At 53.4% G+C, this 18366-nt stretch carries 13 protein-coding genes; 12 read left to right on the forward strand and 1 reads right to left on the reverse strand.

The window, feature by feature from the left end; translation table 11 throughout:
- From ACFQPC_RS13975 to ACFQPC_RS14005, 7 genes are read left to right on the forward strand one after another with little or no spacing between them, the layout of a single operon-like run.
- Positions 1–936 (forward strand): type II secretion system F family protein, encoded by a 936-nt coding sequence (locus tag ACFQPC_RS13975; RefSeq protein WP_382272492.1) that lies wholly within the window; start codon positions 1–3, stop codon positions 934–936.
- 7 nt (positions 937–943) lie between these two features.
- Positions 944–1897, forward strand: coding sequence for a type II secretion system F family protein (locus tag ACFQPC_RS13980; protein WP_382272493.1), 954 nt, complete (start codon positions 944–946; stop codon positions 1895–1897).
- Complete coding sequence (locus ACFQPC_RS13985; protein ID WP_382272494.1) at positions 1894–2736, forward strand: tetratricopeptide repeat protein; 843 nt, start codon at positions 1894–1896, stop codon at positions 2734–2736. The genes ACFQPC_RS13980 and ACFQPC_RS13985 overlap by 4 nt, the downstream gene beginning before the upstream one ends.
- Positions 2737–2741: 5 nt before the next feature.
- Positions 2742–3110 (forward strand): DUF3613 domain-containing protein, encoded by a 369-nt coding sequence (locus ACFQPC_RS13990; protein WP_382272495.1) that lies wholly within the window; start codon positions 2742–2744, stop codon positions 3108–3110.
- 21 nt (positions 3111–3131) lie between these two features.
- The gene (locus tag ACFQPC_RS13995; RefSeq protein WP_382272496.1) at positions 3132–5246 is read left to right on the forward strand and encodes a pilus assembly protein TadG-related protein; all 2115 of its coding nucleotides are present in this window, start codon (positions 3132–3134) and stop codon (positions 5244–5246) included.
- Positions 5247–5291: 45 nt separating this feature from the next.
- The gene (locus tag ACFQPC_RS14000) at positions 5292–5648 is read left to right on the forward strand and encodes a DUF4282 domain-containing protein (protein WP_382272497.1); all 357 of its coding nucleotides are present in this window, start codon (positions 5292–5294) and stop codon (positions 5646–5648) included.
- Between the two features lie 21 nt (positions 5649–5669).
- Entirely contained in the window at positions 5670–7067 is a 1398-nt protein-coding gene (locus tag ACFQPC_RS14005) for a sigma 54-interacting transcriptional regulator (RefSeq protein WP_382272498.1), read from the forward strand.
- Between the two features lie 50 nt (positions 7068–7117).
- Here the strand turns inward: ACFQPC_RS14005 and ACFQPC_RS14010 are convergent, their stop codons facing one another.
- Positions 7118–7984, reverse strand: coding sequence for a pirin family protein (locus ACFQPC_RS14010; protein WP_382272499.1), 867 nt, complete (start codon positions 7982–7984; stop codon positions 7118–7120).
- 120 nt (positions 7985–8104) lie between these two features.
- On the opposite strand from ACFQPC_RS14010, the gene ACFQPC_RS14015 reads away from it, so the two are divergent.
- From ACFQPC_RS14015 to ACFQPC_RS14035, 5 genes are all read left to right on the forward strand, one after another.
- Positions 8105–9010, forward strand: coding sequence for a LysR family transcriptional regulator (locus tag ACFQPC_RS14015; RefSeq protein ID WP_382272500.1), 906 nt, complete (start codon positions 8105–8107; stop codon positions 9008–9010).
- A 446-nt stretch (positions 9011–9456) separates the two neighbouring features.
- Positions 9457–11148, forward strand: coding sequence for a putative bifunctional diguanylate cyclase/phosphodiesterase (locus tag ACFQPC_RS14020; protein ID WP_382272501.1), 1692 nt, complete (start codon positions 9457–9459; stop codon positions 11146–11148).
- A 26-nt stretch (positions 11149–11174) separates the two neighbouring features.
- On the forward strand, positions 11175–12692 hold the full coding sequence (locus tag ACFQPC_RS14025) for an HDOD domain-containing protein (protein ID WP_382272502.1): 1518 nt from the start codon (positions 11175–11177) through the stop codon (positions 12690–12692).
- A gap of 80 nt (positions 12693–12772) precedes the next feature.
- On the forward strand, positions 12773–13486 hold the full coding sequence (locus ACFQPC_RS14030) for an REP-associated tyrosine transposase (RefSeq protein ID WP_382272503.1): 714 nt from the start codon (positions 12773–12775) through the stop codon (positions 13484–13486).
- A gap of 172 nt (positions 13487–13658) precedes the next feature.
- Positions 13659–18347: a glutamate synthase-related protein gene (locus ACFQPC_RS14035; protein ID WP_382272504.1), complete on the forward strand. Its 4689-nt coding sequence runs from the start codon at positions 13659–13661 to the stop codon at positions 18345–18347.
- Positions 18348–18366 lie beyond the last annotated feature (19 nt).

Raw genomic sequence — 18366 nt, forward strand, 5'->3', positions numbered from 1 at the left:
ATGTCGGCATTGACACTATGGATAGTGGCTGCGGCGATATTGTTACTCGCCGGGGGCATTCTGTTGTGGCAGAACGCACAACTACATCAGCGGCAGGATGCGACATCGGCTTTTGTAGACCAGCAGATCCGCAGTATGGAGCAGATGCAGTCTGCAGTATATGAAGAGGCCGATACACAAACGGTATTGCAGCCGCGCATCGAATCAAATATATGGCGGAAATTTTTGTTACGTGCCGGGATAGTAGCAACACCGTTGTTCTATCTGGTTTTGATTGGGCCGGGAGTTGCGCTAATTACATTGGCTGCTGTATTCGGTGGAGTCTTGTCGGCAATCGGAACGGCATTTCTATATCTGACCTTGTGTTATTTCCGTTTATGGCTGAAGGCAACTCGCCGCCACCAAAAAATGGTCCGGCAACTGCCGGCATTCCTGGACACGATGGTCAGACTGACCATCGTCGGAAATAGCCTGGAATCAGCGTTCCAGTCAACGGTGCTGACTACTGATGCTCCATTGCGTGAGCTACTCGATCGTAGTAATCGTCTGGTGCAGGCGGGAATGGACCTGGAGCATGCCTTGCTGCAAAAAGCGCGCGTCTTTCAGGTGAAAGAACTAGAACTGATTGCTGCCGTGATTGGCGTCGCTTTGCGATTCGGTGGCCGAGCAGACACGGTGCTGGAGCGCATGGCCGCGTTTATGCGTGACAGGGAGTATGCACAAAATGAATTAATTGCTTTATCTGCAGAGGTAAGGTTGTCTGCCTGGATACTTGGGCTCTTGCCGATAGGCATGGGAGTCTTCATGGTGATTTTCAATAATAGAATGTTTGTCACTATGTTGGAGGATCCGATAGGCAAAGATCTTTTGATCTTTGCCGTGGTGCTGGAAATGATCGGTGCGTATTGGCTGTATCGCTTGGCCAAATCGGTATGAGGGAAATATGAGCCCGCATCTCCTCAGTATCTTATCAATATCATTGTTGGCCGCAGCAGCATTGCTGGTCGGTGGCGTGTTGTTACGTCAATTGTGGCAATTCGTGCGCAGTGAAAAAATGTTGGCGCATCGTATTGATATCCAAGAACATCCGGGGCAAGAAAAATTGGCCGACGGGCCGCTGTTGCGTCGCTGGATCGACAGTTTCTTGAAGTATGCGGCGCACTGGGTAGATACACCGCTAGGTAAGCAATTGGTCGCAGAAGAAGATCGGACCCTGCTGGATCAGTGTGGTGTGAATGATAGTCGAGGTAAAACGTTTTTCTTTGCTACGCGCGTATTGCTCGGTATTGGATTTCCAGTGCTGGCATGGGTGTTCTTTTTCGAGTATGCCAAAACGACATTGCTGATCGCCGTGTTTGCCGGTTTTGCAATCGGATACATGGGGCCTAAGTGGATTATGCAAATAAGGGCAAAGGAAAGGCGGCAAAAGGCGTCCGAAGAATTGCCGCTACTGATTGATTTGCTGCGTCTACTGCAAGGAGTAGGCATGTCTATTGATCAAAGTCTGCATGTGGTAGAGAACGAGTTCGCGAGCTCTTTGCCGATTTTGAGTAAAGAATTGCAGATCGCTGCACAACAGTACTTGAACGGACGTACGCGTGAGCAATCGTTGCGTCGTTTTTCGACGGTATTTGAAAACGAAGACATGAGCGCGGTAGCACGCCTGATTGTTCAGGTTGACCGCTATGGCGGCGCCGTTCAACAGCCATTGCAGCAATTCAGTGATCGTTTGCGTGAACAACGCAAACTGGATATGAAAGAAAAAGTGGGCAAGCTGACAGTCAAAATGACCGGTGTAATGGTCTTGGCATTACTGCCTGCCTTATTAATTATTACGGGTGGCGCAGGATTTCTGGCGATCATTCGCGCGTTGTCAAAAATGGGAGGTGGCGCATGAAAATTCGCAGACACGGTGATATGTTCGGAGCCTTGCTCATCATGCTGCTGCTTGGTGGCTGCGCCAACTTCAATGCTTCCTCGAATGAATATGCGATGCGCAATGATGAGGCGATGCAGCGGCAACAAGCTGAACTGGACAAGCCTGCTTTAGACAATAAGCAGGTGTATCTGGACATGATAAAAAAGATGCAGGAACGTTCTTTATATTTCGCTTCGATTGCTCACATCGATTCCTATCAAAAGACCTATGGTGGTTCACCTGAGGTGCAGCGTCTGTATGCCGATGCCTTGCGTGCAACAGGGCAGGATGCCGCTGCAGAAAAACAATATAAAGCATTGCTGAACGGACCTGAATCAGCTGCCGCCTGGCATGGATTGGGTTTGCTGGAGGCGCAGCGCGGAAATTTCGCACTGGCAATTTCAAATTTGCGAGAGGCCAGTCGTCTTGATCCGACCAATGCAATCGTACTAAGCGATTTGAGTTACGCCTTGCTGAATACAGGCGAAAGTAACGCGGCGCGTCTGCCTTTGATGCAGGCGGTGGAGCTGGCTCCCGGGAATCGCAAAGTCATCAGCAACCTGGCCTTATTTTTTCTGCTTTCCGGTGAGCAGCCTAAAGCGGAAGCCTTGATGAAAGAGGCAAAGATTCCAGTAGATGTCCGTTCTGAAATATTCAAACGTAAAGAGGCAATTGCGAGCCGTAATGTGCCGTTGGCCGCGAAGCCGGATCCCGGCAATCGGGTTTTGCCAGTTGTCGCCGGAGCTGGTGGCATGCAGCTACAACTGCAACTGCAGTTGCTGCCGCCGAGTTCCGCGGTGATGGCTCGTAGCGAGTAGTTGCAATGGATTTCTTCTTTACTGAGCGACGAGGGGGATTGATGAATAAGCCATTCTTAAATGCGAACGCAATGAGACTGAATGTTTTGCCGGCAATTGCGTTGTCTTTTTGCATTACAACATCTATCGGTCATGCGCAGGAATCGATCCTGACACAGGATCCAGTCACGCAAGAAAAGCAGCCCGCACGGCAAATCGGTGAACTCACTTCTGCGCTGCTGACCATGCAGGTGGACGGTAGTGCCGCCGGTCCCGGACTGCCTACGTTGGGCGCTACCAGCTCCATCAGTTGGGAGCGGTATATAGACAGCTTCAAGTACAAAATTCCGGAATCATTTGAGCGGGCCGTTAGTAAAAGCAATACAAGTCAGTGACCTTATATTGACAGGCGATGTATGAACATCTTTTCGCAATCTCGGACCCCGGATCAAGATACTGCGGCGCGTGCAGGCGTGCAGCAGCATCAGCGCGGTTCGATTGCGATTATCGCCGCGATTGGTATTTCAACGATGATCATTGCGTTGGCATCGATTGATATTGGTTATTTGTTTTTTCAAAAACGTGATTTGCAAAAAGTGGCGGACATGGCAGCTCTTGCAGGTGCGCAGCAATTGGCAAGATCATCTACATTACCGAATCCTTGCGCCTCCGCAACGATCGCCGCCAAGTCCAATGCAGATGCGCAAGTGTCCCAGGCATTTTCAGCGAGTGAGTTTGCAGCTACGTGTGGCAGATGGGACCCTACCGTCATTACGACCGCACCTTATTATCTGGCCTACGCCGGTGGTGTCGCCCCGGTTGGCAATCCTCCGGCCTCTGCAGTGCGTGTGTGGGTGAGTCGTTCCTTCCACAGTATCTTTGGTTCATGGGCTAATCGTAGTGTAGCTGCAATGGCAATTGCGACCGCGGATGCGCCGATTGCTGTGTTTTCGGTCGGTTCAAAATTGTTGCAGATTCAAGGAAATGGAACGGTTCCTAAATTGTTGACTGGTATAGGGGTCGATGTGGCCGGTACTTCGTTGGCTTCCTATAACGGCTTGGCTAATGTGAATGTTAAGCCAGGTGGATTGTTAAAAGCTTTGGGCGTAAGCGTGGCGGCTACGGCCGATGTTGCCACGATACGATCTGCCGTTCTTGCGAATACAGCAGGGGGGTGTGGCAACGGGTTCTGTCCGTTAAACGTACTTTTGGGAGCAATGTCGACAGTGGCGGGGCAACAAGATTTGGTGAGTTTGCTAGGGATCAAGGCCGGCCAACTTACTTTGCCCGTGAAGATATTGTCAGACGCTGCCGGGCGTGGCCTGTTTGTGCTGGCTGATGCAGCCAATGGACAAGCCGCACTCAATTCGGATATCAATGTACTGGAGCTGGTGACGGCTGCCGTTGGGGTTGCGAATAGCCATCGATTTGTTGACGCCGGTACCGGTTTAACCTTGCCGGCCTTGGTCGGTGCCAATATCAGGGTCGGAATAGTTGAGCCGCCTTCGATTGGTATTGGTGGTGTTGGCGCGACGGCCTTTACGTCGCAAGTGCGAGTATTCAACCACATTGTTGCTCCTTCACCGCCGACATCGGTAATCGGTAAATTACTGAAAGTGGATTTGCCTATTGCTATTGATGTGGTGAATGGTCAAGGCACTATCACTGCCATGTGTAATCAGTTGGATGCAAGTGGTAACCAGACCGCGACGATACAAGTCAATGCGCCGATTCTTAGCGTCTGTGCCGGCAATATGACCGAGGCTTCGGCTTTTTCTACGATAACTGCTTGCGATGTCAGTGGAACTGCCCCGTTCGTTAACGTTCTCAACGGTACGCTTGTGTTGGGCAAGCCATTCACACTGAATGCGCTTCCCGGTGGGGGCGTCGTGACGCTCAGTAAAGGACAGACCGCAACAGTTGGCAGTAATAACTTGCAGCTGGGAACCACTGTAACGAATATATGGAATGCGGTGCTGGCTACTTTGTTGGGGCAAATACTTAACGCGCCATTAACAGGTGTAACGAAGACTAACTTAGCGAACGGACTGCTGGCGGCTAACGGCAATGGATTGCAGGCCACACTGGATGCATTGAAGACTTCGACGACATCCTTGCAGACATTTGCGAATGGCTTGAATAACGATGTAAAAAATTTGCTGACCGGATCATTGAGTTCCAGTGTCATCGGTTTGCTCAGTAACGTTGGTAATCTGGTCAGCGGTTTGTTGACCAGTGTGGTGACTCTGCTGGGAAATATTGTTCAGATATTGTTGAATCTGCTCTTTTGTGATGCCACATGCCAGGTAGAGAAGCCGCTAACCGGGAATAGTAGTAACCCGGCAGTAAGCAATCTATTGCTCGGAGTCTTGGCAATATTGGAGAACTTGCTTAAACCTTTGTTGGACACATTGGGTAGCCAGATTGCATCCTTGCTCAATGGATTGCTGGGTATCCAGCTGGGTCTGGTTGATGTGACCTTGATCGATTTGAATTGTGGTGGCGGTGACACCGCCAGACTGGTTCACTAAATGGCTTATAACAATCCCCCATACCTCGACTCTCAATACTTGCCTATGAAAAATAACTCCTCGTTTGCAAAGTGGTTCGGCTATCTCGGCTTCGATCATTTCATCGCGCCTTTCTTGATCAAGCTGATTTACTGGGTTGGTGTGTTGGTCATCGTGAGTGCCGGCATTGGAGGCTTCTTTGCGACTTTTGAAATGCCTGAGCGTGGGATAGGTGGCGTGTTGCTGACCTTGGTTGCGACAGTCCTGTCTTTATTGCTTTGGCGCCTGATGTGCGAACTGTTGATCCTGGCATTCAATATTTACGCAAGGTTGGTGGAGATACGTAATTTGCTGTCGCATCGCCAGGAACGTATGGATGCTTACCGCAAAGTGCCAAGTGTGCGTGCCTTGAATAACGAATGACGGAAACTGTGTACAAACAGCATGCAAAAAATTAAAGCACCACAAGAAAATATCGATATTTACGTTTGGGAAGGTAAATCAGATATTTACGATCGCATCGTGCGCTGTCTCGTGAGTGCCGAGGTTGATGTGATGCGGGCAGATGGCATGGATGCCTTGCCGGAGCAGCCGAAGTTGTCGCCATCGATTGCGATCATTTCGGTGACCATGATCGATGGCGGTCGCTTTAACGCAGATGACTGGCAAAAGGCGCACGGCATGCCGGTAATCTGGGTGGCAGAGGCACCGCGTGCTTATGATTCGCGCGTGTATCCACCGGAGTACTCACATATCCTGATGCTGGACTTCACTTGTGCTGAATTGCGCCGCCTGGTGTTTGGCCTGGCCGGCGAATTGCACGGTGGCGCTAAATCGACGCAGGAGAAGGATCCGTTGATCGCGGAGTCCGATGTGATGAAGACACTGTTGAAGGAAACAGTCGCTTTTGCTGATTGTGATTCAAATGTATTGATTGCCGGCGAGACCGGCGTCGGCAAGGAACGCATCGCGCGTTTACTGCACGAGAACCACCAGCGCTATGGCAAGGGTCCCTTCGTAGCGGTCAATTGCGGCGCGATTCCGGACGGCTTGTTTGAATCGCATTTCTTCGGCCATGCGAAAGGTGCGTTTACCGGCGCCATGCTGGCGCACAAAGGTTACTTCGAACAGGCAGACAATGGCACCTTGTTCCTTGATGAAATCGGCGACCTGCCTTTGTATCAACAGGTCAAACTATTGCGCGTGCTGGAGCAAAGCAAAGTAACGCGCCTTGGTTCGGCAGTTGAGATCGATGTGGAGTTCCGCCTGGTGGCGGCGACCAATCGCAATTTGCGTGAACTGGTAAAGCAGGAAATGTTTCGTTCCGATTTGTATTACCGGATGGCGGTGATTGAATTGCGCGTGCCGAGTCTCGAGGAGCGGGGCGAGGTCGACAAGATTGCGATTTTCAGCGGCATCGTGACGCAGATATTCAAGAATGCGGCGCGTGATTCTTCACCCTTGCCGGAAATTCCCGATTGGCTGCTGCGCCTGGTGGCAGCGACGCGTTTTCGCGGGAATGTCAGGGAACTGCGCAATATTGCTGAACGCATTACCATTATCCATCGCCAGCTTGGTGATTGGGACAGGTCTGCGATTGATCGTGTGTTCCATGCCTTGCAGGACTTGAAGGTGGAAGGTGATATCGAAGATCAGGTTGGTACACGGAAGAAATGGGATGCCGCTGATCGCAATCGCATTATCGAAGCGCTGGATGCGCATAACTGGCGGCGGCAGGATACCGCGAATCATTTGAAGATGAGTCGTAAGGTGCTGTGGGAAAAAATGCGCAAATTCCAGATCATTGATGGTGATCCGGAGCCGGGTGAGGTAGAACCCTAAAAAAAAGCCACGTCGTTTATACGACATGGCTTTTTCGATATGGCGAGGGCTTAGCGGGGGATTTGCGCGAAGCGTCCGCTATTGAAGTCATCGATGGCTTGCACGATTTCTTCGTGGGTGTTCATCACGAACGGGCCATGACCAACGATAGCTTCATCGATCGGTTCGCCGCTGATTAACAGCACGACAGCATCACTATTGGCTTCAATGGTGACATTGCTGCCGGCGCGATCCAGCAAGACCATTTGCGCATCGCGTGCTACAGCTTCGCCATTTACCAGCACGGTGCCACGCAATACGATGAGCGCCGAGTTCCAGCCATCCGGTACCGGCAGTTCGGTGACGCTGCCCTGATTCAGGCGCACGTCCAGAACATGCATAGGCGTGAAGGTATGCGCTGGTCCTGTGTTGCCCAGGTATTCACCGGCAATAACGCGTACCGTGCCTGCACCATCCGGCATTGCGACTGCCGGAATATCGCGGTCGACTATGGCCTGGTAGCCGGGCGCGGTCATTTTGTCCTTGGCCGGCAGGTTAACCCAGAGCTGCACCATTTCCAGTGCACCACCGGAACGGGTAAATGCTTCGGAGTGGAATTCTTCATGCAGGATGCCGGCACCAGCCGTCATCCATTGCACATCCCCGGGGCCGATTACGCCGCCCTGGCCGGTTGAGTCGCGATGTGCGACCTCGCCCTTGTAGACGATGGTGACCGTTTCAAAGCCGCGATGCGGATGCGAACCTACGCCGGGTGGGTGTTGCGCCGGGCTGAAATCAGCCGGGCCGGCGTGGTCCAGCAGCAGGAAGGGGCTGAGTTGCTTGCCGTGGCTTTGATAGGAAAACATCGAGCGCACAGGAAAACCGTCACCGACCCAGTGCGGACGAGGAGCGCTATAGACGCCAATGATATTTTTCATGATTGCTTCCTTTCGGGATGCGAGATTATTTGACAGGATTAAGGATAGTGCAGGGACGATGCCTTGGGTAGGCGGTAAAATCAGCCATCAGTGTCCTATTTCATGAACAGTGGAGCCCGAATGCAGGATTTGAATGATCTTTACTTCTTCGTCCAGGTGGTGGATCACGGTGGTTTTGCACCTGCCGGGCGTGCCCTCGGAATTCCCAAATCCAAGCTGAGCCGCCGTATTGCACTATTAGAGGAGCGGCTGGGCGTCCGCCTGATCCAGCGCACGACCAGGCAATTTTCAGTTACTGAGATCGGGCAAACCTATTACGAGCATTGCAAGGCGATGCTGGTGGAAGCCGAAGCCGCGCAGGATGTGATCGATGTGACACGGGCGGAACCGCGCGGCGTAGTGCGCCTGTCTTGCCCGATTACCTTGCTGCATGCGCATGTCAGCGGCATGCTGGCGGATTTCATGGCTTTGAACCCGCATGTGACGGTGCATCTGGAAGCGACCAATCGACGCGTTGATGTGGTGGCTGAGGCGATGGACATTGCAATCCGGGTCCGGCCGCCGCCTATCCAGGACAGTGACCTGGTCATGCGCGTCCTGTCTGATCGCGGGCAATGCGTGGTGGCGAGTCCTGCGCTATTTAGTACGCATGCCTTGCCGAAGACCCCGGCTGATATCGCCGAATGGCCGAGCCTGGCACTCGGTACCCCGCAGCAAACACATGTCTGGAATCTGTTCGGGCCGGATGGTGCGCATGTGTCTTTGCACCACCATCCGCGTTTTGTGACCGGCGACATGATGGCTTTGCGTGATGCGGCACTGGCCGGCGTCGGCATCGTGCAATTGCCGCGCATGATGATTCGCGAGCAATTGGCCGCAGGCGCGCTGATCAGTTTGCTGCCGGATTGGGAGCCGCGGCGCGAAATCGTACATGTCGTCTTTCCGTCACGACGCGGTGTGTTGCCTTCCGTTCGGGCCCTGATTGATTACCTGGCCGAGCGTTTCCAGGCATTGAATGAAGATTAAAAGTGCTTTTGCCTGATAAATATGTGCATATGCAGCAGATGATGGTGGGAATGGAGCAGAAGTGTTGTCAATGAGGTAATGACAGATATGGCAGTGGCGTTTTGCCCGTCTGATTTATTTGTGGGTAAAGCAAGGGAAAAGTGTCAAAAAATCTTGTTTCTTACATGAACCTGAATTTTTGCATGTTCTTCTCCAGAGGTCCGAAACACCAGCTGTTTACGAAAAATCACTAAATGCACATTTTTGTTTTTTTGCTGCAATCTTTTCTATTCTTTTCGTTTTCGCTGCATTAAGATTTGAGAGTTACGTTTTGATGTTTTTACATTTCCATACGGAAAATTTATCATTTGATATGTATGGAACAGCAATAAATTGTCACAAAAATAACTGAGGCTGATTGCCAAAGCGATCTAACCTCGACCTATTAATACTCTAGCCGTTTAAGCATGTCCCTAAAGCGTAACGATTCATCCGAAAACCAGCTTTCCAGCTTGATGGAAATTGCCGGGGAGCTTGTGCTGCGACTCAATACGCGCGGAGAGATTCTCCACGTCAGCAAGCGTACCGATGCCTTGATCGGTCACGGCTCTTCATTGGCCGGGATGAAGTTGTTCGAGCTGGTGCGTTTGTCGGATCGGCATGCGATCGAGGCTGCTTTAAGACAGGCGGTTGCCTCCCGTGAAGTGACACGTGTAAGCGTGCAAATGGCTACGCGCGCGGTGTTGCGCTGGTATGAGTTGCAAATGATCGCGTATGACGAAGCTGATGAAGCGGCGGTGCTGGTAGTCGGCCACGACATATCGGGACAGCAGGCGACGGAAGAGCGCCTGCGTCATATGGCGACGCATGATGAATTGACCGGTTTGCCGAATCGCTCCCTACTGGCGGATCGTCTGCGCATGGCGATCGCGCAATCGCGTCGTACCGACCGCGGTTTTGCGGTGGTGGCGCTGGATCTCGATGGTTTCAAGAAAGTAAACGACGCGCTCGGCCATCCGGTTGGCGATGCCTTGTTGCGTGTGGCAGCCGCGCGTTTGCGTGAAACCTTGCGCGATGTCGATACGCTGGCGCGCGTCGGTGGCGATGAATTTGTCGCGGTGCTGCACGGCGCAGTCGACGAAGTGGAAATCCATAATGTGGCACGCAGGATGATCGCGGCCATTCAGTTACCATTCGAAATCGATGGCAATGCACTGTATGTCAGCACTTCTATCGGCGTTGCGATTTATCCGGCGCATGGCGAGACTGACGTCAAATTGCTGGCGCATGCCGATAGCGCGATGTATCGCGCGAAGGAAACCGGTAAAGCACGCTGCATCATTTACAACCACCTGAGTTTCAACCAGGTCGAGCATGATGTGACGATGGAAGCCGCGATGTTCGAGGCGGTGCGCAATGGTGAATTCCTGCTGCACTACCAGCCGATTGTCGATGCACATACGCGCCAGATCATGGGCTTTGAAGCGCTGATGCGCTGGATGCGGCCGGATATCGGCCTGGTGCCGCCCAATCAGTTTATCCCGATGGCCGAAAACAATGGCCTCATCAATTTGCTTGGCGCATGGGCTTTGAAATCCGCTTGTGTGCAATTGAAACGGTTTGAAGAAGCCGCCGGACGCCAACTGTATGTGTCGGTGAATGTCAGCCCGCGCCAGTTCCGCAGCGATCAATTCCTCAGCATGATGGATGACGCGCTGAAATTGTCCGGCCTGGAAGGTGACCAGTTATTGCTGGAAATTACCGAAGGTATCCTGATGTCGGATCCCGAACATGCGGAAGCATTGCTGGCCAAGATCACTTCACGCGGCGTACGTATCGCGATTGATGATTTCGGTACCGGTTACTCGTCGCTGGTTTACCTCAAGCGCTTCCCGATTGCCGCGCTCAAGATTGATCGTACCTTCATCAAGGATTTGCCGGACTCCATCAAGGATGCGGCGATCTGTAACGTGGTTCTCAGCCTTGCCAATCACTTGAGTTTGTTGACGGTGGCAGAAGGCGTGGAGAACGAGCGACAAATGGAATTCTTATCTGCACAGGGTTGTTCACTGATCCAGGGCTTTCATACCGGCTTCCCCTTATTGCCGGATGCACTGATCGATATACTGAAAGCAGATGCCTTGGCTCTGCAAAATTAACCCGCCAAGTCAAAAGACCTCGATTCATGACGAACCAAATTAGCCCAGCGATCAATCCTGAAAAAACACTGGATTTACTGTGGACACGCGTACGCCAGCGCGGGGATTTGCCCGGATTTTCAAAAGTGGTCACTGCCATCGTCGGCGCCATGCAAGGCGAAGACGATAGGGAATTCAATATGACCCGGACCGTCCTGTCCGATCCGACGCTGACGCAACGCGTCTTGCGCCTGGCCAATAGCGCGATGTATTCGGCGTTCGGGCAAAGCATCAATACCGTATCGAAAGCGGTCATCGTGCTCGGCACCGAAACCATCGGCCACTTGGCCCTGGGGTTGAAGCTGATCGATGGTTTGTCCGCAGCGTCGCTCGGCAGCTCCGATACGCGTAGCGAAATGGAACGCGCCGTGATGGCCGGCCAGATCGCGCGCCAGGTTGCATCGTCGACTACCCGTCGGGATACCGAAGAAGTTGTTGTGTGCTCTATCCTGCATTCGCTGGGTCGCCTGATGGTGTCCTTTTACCTGCCGGAGCAATGGGCAGAAGTGCAGGAGCGCGCGACCAGTAACAATATTTCAGAAAACGAAGCCGCGCACGATGTGCTCGGTCTCGAGCTGGATGAAATCGGCCGCCTGATCGGCAAGCGCTGGGGTTTGCCTAGCGGCCTGGTCGCCAGCCTCAAGGAAATGCCGCCCCGTGTGGACGCGGATGCCAGCCATGAGCCGCTGGAACATTCGGAATGGCTCGCTGCAGTCTCGACCATGTCGACCCGTTGCGCCGGCGTTTTGTGTGAAGACGATGCCGCATCTGCCGAAGGTGACCTGGCCGAAATCGCAGAGAACTATGCAGAAATGCTGGGACTGGATTCGGCGGTCGTTTTGTCCGCGGTCGATGCCGCGCAAAAGGCTTCGGAAGATGAAACACTGGCGCAACAAGGCAAGCAGGCCAATGAGCCGGAAGCACAAATGTCCTTGCCGCTGGGTAAACCGGCCGACTCCATCAATATCCTCAAGCGCGGCGTCGGCGATATGCACGACGAAGTGGCGACCGCCAGCACCGGCCAGGTTATGACTGTAGCGCTGGAAACGGTTTATCAGGGCCTGGGTTTAAGCCGTGCGGTTGCTTTCCTGCGCAATCATGATGAAGGCAAGTATGTCGCGCGTATGTGTTTCGGCGAATGTACCGAAGAGATGCTGGCGCGCCTGGCCTTTAAGGATGCCTATCAGCCCGACGTATTCCATGCGGCGCTGGCGAACGACAAAATGATTTTTGTCGAAGATGCGCAGGCGCCGGGCTTCCTCAGCAAATTGCCACGTTGGTGGCGCGATGAATTATCGACTGCGCGCAGCTTCGTTATCTTGCCGCTGATGCTGAACTTCCATCCGGTCGGTTTCATGTATGGGGATTGGGATGCGTCCTTGCCGCCATCCAAAATTTCACAGCAAGAAGTAGTCTTGCTGGATGAATTGCGTGCGCTGGTCGTCAAGGCGATCAGTTATCGCAATAAGAACGACGAGCCGGCCTGGACGCGCACGATGCGTTAATGCCGGTCCCGTTTGTCAAAATATGGTAATTGGGGTCAGAGTTGATTTAATATGCATTAAATCAATTTAGGTGCAAAGCCATGGCCCGACTTCCACGGCTGGTTGTCCCCAACCAGCCCCATCACATCATCCAGCGCGGCAATGACCGCCAACTGGTATTCCGCGACACTGCCGATTATCTCGAATTCCTGGCGCGCCTGCGTGAGGCCGCCAAGCAATTCAAGGTGGCGATCCATGCCTATGTCCTAATGCCGGACCACTTGCATTTATTGGCGACGCCAGCCGATCAGGATGGTTTGTCGCGCATGATGCAATGGCTGGGGCGCTATTACGTGCCTTACTTCAACCGTAAATACGAGCGTAGCGGGACCTTGTGGCAAGGACGCTACAAGGCAACCGTGGTGGATGCCGAGCGCTACCTGATGACGTGCTGTCGTTATATCGAAACCAATCCGGTGCGCGCTGGCCTGGTGAGCGTTGCCGGTGATTACCCGTGGTCCAGCTATCAGCACCATATCGGCCTGAAATCCGACCCCATCATTACCGATCACCCTTTGTATTGGGCTTTGGGTAACACGCCGTTTGAGCGCGAAGCTGCATACAAGGCATCGATAGAGCAAGGCTTGAGTGCGGCCGAAGTGGCTGCAGTCAGTGATGCCACTTTGAAGGGCTGGGCTTTAGGTAGTGAGCAGTATAAATTGTCATTAGAGAAACAAACTCAACGTCGGATTCGACAGGTCAAGCGGGGTAGGCCGCCGCGCCAGAGCGGCGAGCTACGCACCGAAAAGACTTGATTCGACGGGCATTTTGAACCATTTTGGTGCAAAAGTTTATCACTCTGTCCCCATTTAAAATTTGATTCAAGAGTAGGGAAAATTTAATTGACACTGACCCTAATTGTTGAGGTTGAAATTGAGAATGCTCTGCACTATCCTTCAGGCTCATTGAAAAGTAGTGGAGAAGGCTATGCATGCGCAAGGTTTGTACGATCCGGCTAATGAACATGATGCTTGTGGCGTAGGTTTTGTCGCCCACATCAAAGGCAAGAAGAGCCATTCTATTGTTGAGCAGGGTTTGCTCATCCTCAAAAATATCGACCATCGCGGCGCTGTCGGTGCCGACAAGCTGATGGGCGACGGTGCCGGTATCTTGATTCAGATCCCGGACCAGTACTACCGCGAAGAAATGGCCAAGCAAGGCGTAACCCTGCCACCAGCAGGGGAATACGGCGTCGGCATGGTCTTCCTGCCTAAGGAAAACGCGTCCCGCATCGCTTGCGAACAAGAACTCGAACGCTCGGTTCTGGCTGAAGGCCAGGTCGTGCTGGGCTGGCGCGATGTGCTGGTCGACAAGGAAATGCCGATGTCGCCGACCGTGCGCGACAAAGAACCAGTGATCCGCCAGATTTTCATTGGCCGCGGCCAGGACATCATGGTGACTGATGCGCTGGAACGCAAACTGTATGTGATCCGCAAGGCTTCCGGCCACGCGATCCAGGCTCTGCACCTGTTACACGGCCAGGAATTCTTCGTGCCATCGATGTCGGCCCGTACCGTTGTTTATAAAGGCTTGCTGCTGGCTGACCAGGTCGGTGAGTACTATAAAGACTTGCAAGATCCACGCTGCGTCTCCGCACTGGCGCTGGTGCACCAACGTTTCTCGACCAACACCTTCCCTGAATGGCCGCTGGCTCACCCATATCGCCTGTTGGCGCACAACGGTGAGATCAACACAGTTAAAGGTAACTTCAACTGGATGCGTGCACGCGAAGGCGTGATGAAGTCGGCCGTGTTGGGCGATGACCTGAAAAAACTGTTCCCGCTGATCTATGAAGGTCAGTCGGATACCGCATGCTTCGACAATGCGCTCGAACTGCTGGTCATGGCTGGTTACCCGATCGCACAAGCGATGATGATGATGATTCCGGAAGCGTGGGAAAACCACACGACGATGGATGACAACCGTCGCGCTTTCTACGAATACCACGCTGCGATGATGGAACCATGGGATGGTCCGGCAGCAATGGCATTTACCGATGGTCGCCATATCGGCGGTACCTTGGATCGTAACGGCTTGCGTCCTGCACGTTACATCGTGACTGACGACGACCTGGTCGTAATGGCGTCGGAATCCGGTGTCTTGCCTATCCCTGAATCCAAGATCATCCAGAAATGGCGCCTGCAGCCAGGCAAAATGTTCCTGATCGATTTGGATGCAGGCCGCATCATCGACGATAAAGAACTGAAAGATACCTACGCTAACGCCAAGCCATACAAACAATGGATTGAGTCGGTACGTATCAAACTGAACGAACTGAACAAGGAAGCTGCGGAAGCCAAATCGGCCACCGCTTTGCTCGACCTGCAACAGGCATTCGGCTACACCCAGGAAGATTTGAAATTTCTGATGTCGCCTATGGCAACCACTGCTGAAGAAGCAACCGGTTCCATGGGTAACGATTCGCCGCTGGCAGTCATGTCGAACAAGGACAAGACGCTGTATAACTACTTCCGCCAGTTGTTTGCGCAAGTCACCAACCCGCCTATCGATCCGATCCGCGAAGCAATGGTGATGTCGCTGGTGTCCTTCATTGGTCCCAAGCCTAACCTGCTCGACACCAACAACATCAACCCGCCTATGCGTCTTGAAGTGTCGCAGCCGGTGCTCGACTATGCGGATATCGCCAAGTTGCGCAACATCGGTGCGCACACCGGTGGCAAGTTCAAATCGCATGAGCTGAACATTTGCTACCCGACCGCATGGGGCAAGGAAGGTATTGAAGCGCGCCTGGCTTCGCTGTGCGCGCAGGCAGTGGATGCAGTTCAATCCGGCCACAACATCCTGATCATCTCCGATCGCAAGATCGATGGAAACCACGTCGCGATCCCGGCCTTACTGGCGACTTCGGCCATCCACTTGCACCTGGTCAGCAAAGGTATGCGTACCTCGACCGGCCTGGTAGTGGAAACCGGTTCCGCACGTGAAACGCATCACTTTGCGCTGCTCGCCGGTTACGGTGCAGAAGCAATTCATCCATACCTGGCGATGGATACCGTCAGCGAAATGGCGAAGGGCTTGCCAGGCGATTTGTCGCCGGAAAAAGCGATCGCCAACTTCCAGAAAGCAGTCGGCAAGGGCTTGATGAAAGTCATGTCGAAAATGGGTATCTCTACCTATATGTCCTACTGCGGCGCGCAAATCTTTGAAGCAATCGGCCTCAACAAATCGTTGATCCAGAAGTACTTCAAAGGCACCTCGTCGAATGTTGAAGGTATCGGCGTATTCGAAGTGGCGGAAGAAGCGCTGCGCCTGCACAAATCGGCATTCAGCGCTGATCCGGTGCTGGCACATTCGCTCGACGCCGGTGGTGAATACGCATACCGCGTACGTGGTGAAGAGCACATGTGGACGCCGGATGCGATTGCAAAACTGCAGCATTCGACCCGTGCCAACAACTTCAGCACCTATAAAGAATACGCACAGATCATCAATGATCAATCGAAGCGTCACATGACACTGCGTGGCTTGTTCGAATTCAAATTCGATCCTGCCAGCGCTATTTCACTGGACGAAGTTGAGCCGGCGAAAGAAATCGTTAAACGTTTCGCTACCGGCGCAATGTCGCTCGGTTCGATCTCGACCGAAGCGCATGCAACCCTCGCAATTGCAATGAACCGTATCGGCGGTAAATCGAATACCGGCGAAGGTGGCGAAGATACCAAGCGTTATCGCTCGGAACTGCGCGGCATTCCTATCAAGGATGGTTCGACGCTGGCATCGGTGATCGGCAAGGACGTGGTTGAAGTCGACATGCCTTTGATGCCTGGCGATTCGCTGCGCTCGAAGATCAAGCAGGTCGCTTCGGGTCGTTTCGGTGTCACCACCGAATACCTGACTTCGGCTGAACAAATCCAGATCAAGATGGCGCAAGGTGCTAAACCAGGTGAAGGCGGTCAGCTGCCAGGGCACAAAGTGTCCGAGTACATCGCACGCCTGCGTTTCTCGGTACCTGGCGTTGGTCTGATCTCGCCGCCACCGCATCACGATATTTACTCGATCGAAGATTTGGCGCAGCTGATCCATGATCTGAAAAACGTCAATCCAAGCGCATCGATCTCGGTCAAGCTGGTAGCGGAAGTCGGTGTCGGTACCGTTGCTACCGGTGTCGCCAAAGCGAAAGCCGATCACGTTGTGATCGCCGGCCATGACGGCGGCACCGGCGCATCGCCATTGTCGTCGGTGAAGTTTGCCGGTTCGCCATGGGAACTGGGCCTGGCTGAAACGCAGCAAACCCTGATCCTGAACGGTTTGCGTACCCGTATCCGTGTGCAGGCTGACGGTCAAATGAAAACCGGCCGTGACGTCGTCATTGCTGCTTTGCTGGGCGCAGATGAAATGGGCTTCTCGACTGCACCGCTGGTCGTCGAAGGCTGCATCATGATGCGTAAATGCCATCTGAACACCTGCCCGGTCGGCGTTGCGACGCAAGACCCGGTCTTGCGTGCCAAGTTCTCCGGCAAGCCAGAGCACGTGGTCAACTACTTCTTCTTCATCGCAGAAGAAGCACGTCAAATCATGGCGCAGCTGGGTATCCGTACATTTGACGAATTGATCGGCCGTGCCGACCTGCTCGACAAATCGAAAGCGATTTCGCACTGGAAAGCCAAGGGCCTGGATTTCAGCCGCATGTTCTATCAACCGCCAGTAGCAGAAGGCGTTGCGCGCTACCACGTGGAAGGCCAGGATCATGCGCTTGAAAAGGCGTTGGATAACAAGCTGATCGCGCAAGCGAAAGCGGCTATCGAAAACGGCGAAAAGGTTTCCTTCATTTCGACGATCAAGAACGTCAACCGTACCGTTGGTGCGATGTTGTCGGGCCAGGTTGCGAAGAAATACGGTCACGAAGGCTTGCCTGACGACACCATCCACATCCAGCTGCAAGGTACCGCAGGCCAATCGGCCGGCGCATTCCTGGCACACGGCATTACGCTGGACCTGGTTGGCGAAGGTAACGATTACGTCGGTAAGGGCTTGTCGGGCGGTCGCATCATCGTGCGTCCAAACACCGAATTCCGCGGTCGTGCAGTCGAGAACATCATCAGCGGTAACACCTTGCTGTACGGTGCGGTCGCCGGTGAAGCGTTCTTCAACGGCGTCGCCGGTGAACGTTTCGCGGTGCGTAACTCGGGCGCGATTGCAGTGGTCGAAGGTACCGGTGATCACGGTTGTGAATACATGACAGGCGGTACCGTCGTTGTACTGGGTGAAACCGGTCGTAACTTTGCTGCCGGTATGTCGGGTGGTATTGCTTATGTCTACGACCCGAAAGGTGATTTCGCCAGCAAGTGCAATATGGCGATGGTTGCCCTGCACCCTGTGGAATCCGCAGCTGAACAGGAAGGCAAGGCAGAGCACGCTTCCTGGCATAGCCATGTACGCGGTGCCGATGCGCAAACCGATGAAGCTATCCTCAAAGGTTTGATCGAGCGTCACTTCAAGTACACCGGCAGTACCCGTGCCCGCGCCCTGCTGGATGAGTGGAGCAGCGCCCGCAGCAAGTTCGTCAAGGTATTCCCATCGGAATACAAACGCGCATTGGCTGAAATGCATGCTGCCAAGGCTGAACAGTCAGTATCCACCAAGGTCGCTGTGTAAGCTGCATAAGCACGGTCAA

Origin of the sequence: Herminiimonas glaciei (assembly GCF_042664955.1) — a bacterium.
In the GTDB taxonomy this organism is placed as follows: domain Bacteria; phylum Pseudomonadota; class Gammaproteobacteria; order Burkholderiales; family Burkholderiaceae_D; genus Oxalicibacterium; species Oxalicibacterium glaciei.

What these genes read in the sequence shown, in the direction of transcription:
- ACFQPC_RS13975 (WP_382272492.1), top strand. Translation starts at nt 1, where the DNA reads ATGTCGGCATTGACACTATGGATAGTGGCTGCGGCGATATTGTTACTC.
- ACFQPC_RS13980 (WP_382272493.1), top strand. Translation starts at nt 944, where the DNA reads ATGAGCCCGCATCTCCTCAGTATCTTATCAATATCATTGTTGGCCGCA.
- ACFQPC_RS13985 (WP_382272494.1), top strand. Translation starts at nt 1,894, where the DNA reads ATGAAAATTCGCAGACACGGTGATATGTTCGGAGCCTTGCTCATCATG.
- ACFQPC_RS13990 (WP_382272495.1), top strand. Translation starts at nt 2,742, where the DNA reads ATGGATTTCTTCTTTACTGAGCGACGAGGGGGATTGATGAATAAGCCA.
- ACFQPC_RS13995 (WP_382272496.1), top strand. Translation starts at nt 3,132, where the DNA reads ATGAACATCTTTTCGCAATCTCGGACCCCGGATCAAGATACTGCGGCG.
- ACFQPC_RS14000 (WP_382272497.1), top strand. Translation starts at nt 5,292, where the DNA reads ATGAAAAATAACTCCTCGTTTGCAAAGTGGTTCGGCTATCTCGGCTTC.
- ACFQPC_RS14005 (WP_382272498.1), top strand. Translation starts at nt 5,670, where the DNA reads ATGCAAAAAATTAAAGCACCACAAGAAAATATCGATATTTACGTTTGG.
- ACFQPC_RS14010 (WP_382272499.1), bottom strand. Translation starts at nt 7,984, where the DNA reads ATGAAAAATATCATTGGCGTCTATAGCGCTCCTCGTCCGCACTGGGTC.
- ACFQPC_RS14015 (WP_382272500.1), top strand. Translation starts at nt 8,105, where the DNA reads ATGCAGGATTTGAATGATCTTTACTTCTTCGTCCAGGTGGTGGATCAC.
- ACFQPC_RS14020 (WP_382272501.1), top strand. Translation starts at nt 9,457, where the DNA reads ATGTCCCTAAAGCGTAACGATTCATCCGAAAACCAGCTTTCCAGCTTG.
- ACFQPC_RS14025 (WP_382272502.1), top strand. Translation starts at nt 11,175, where the DNA reads ATGACGAACCAAATTAGCCCAGCGATCAATCCTGAAAAAACACTGGAT.
- ACFQPC_RS14030 (WP_382272503.1), top strand. Translation starts at nt 12,773, where the DNA reads ATGGCCCGACTTCCACGGCTGGTTGTCCCCAACCAGCCCCATCACATC.
- ACFQPC_RS14035 (WP_382272504.1), top strand. Translation starts at nt 13,659, where the DNA reads ATGCATGCGCAAGGTTTGTACGATCCGGCTAATGAACATGATGCTTGT.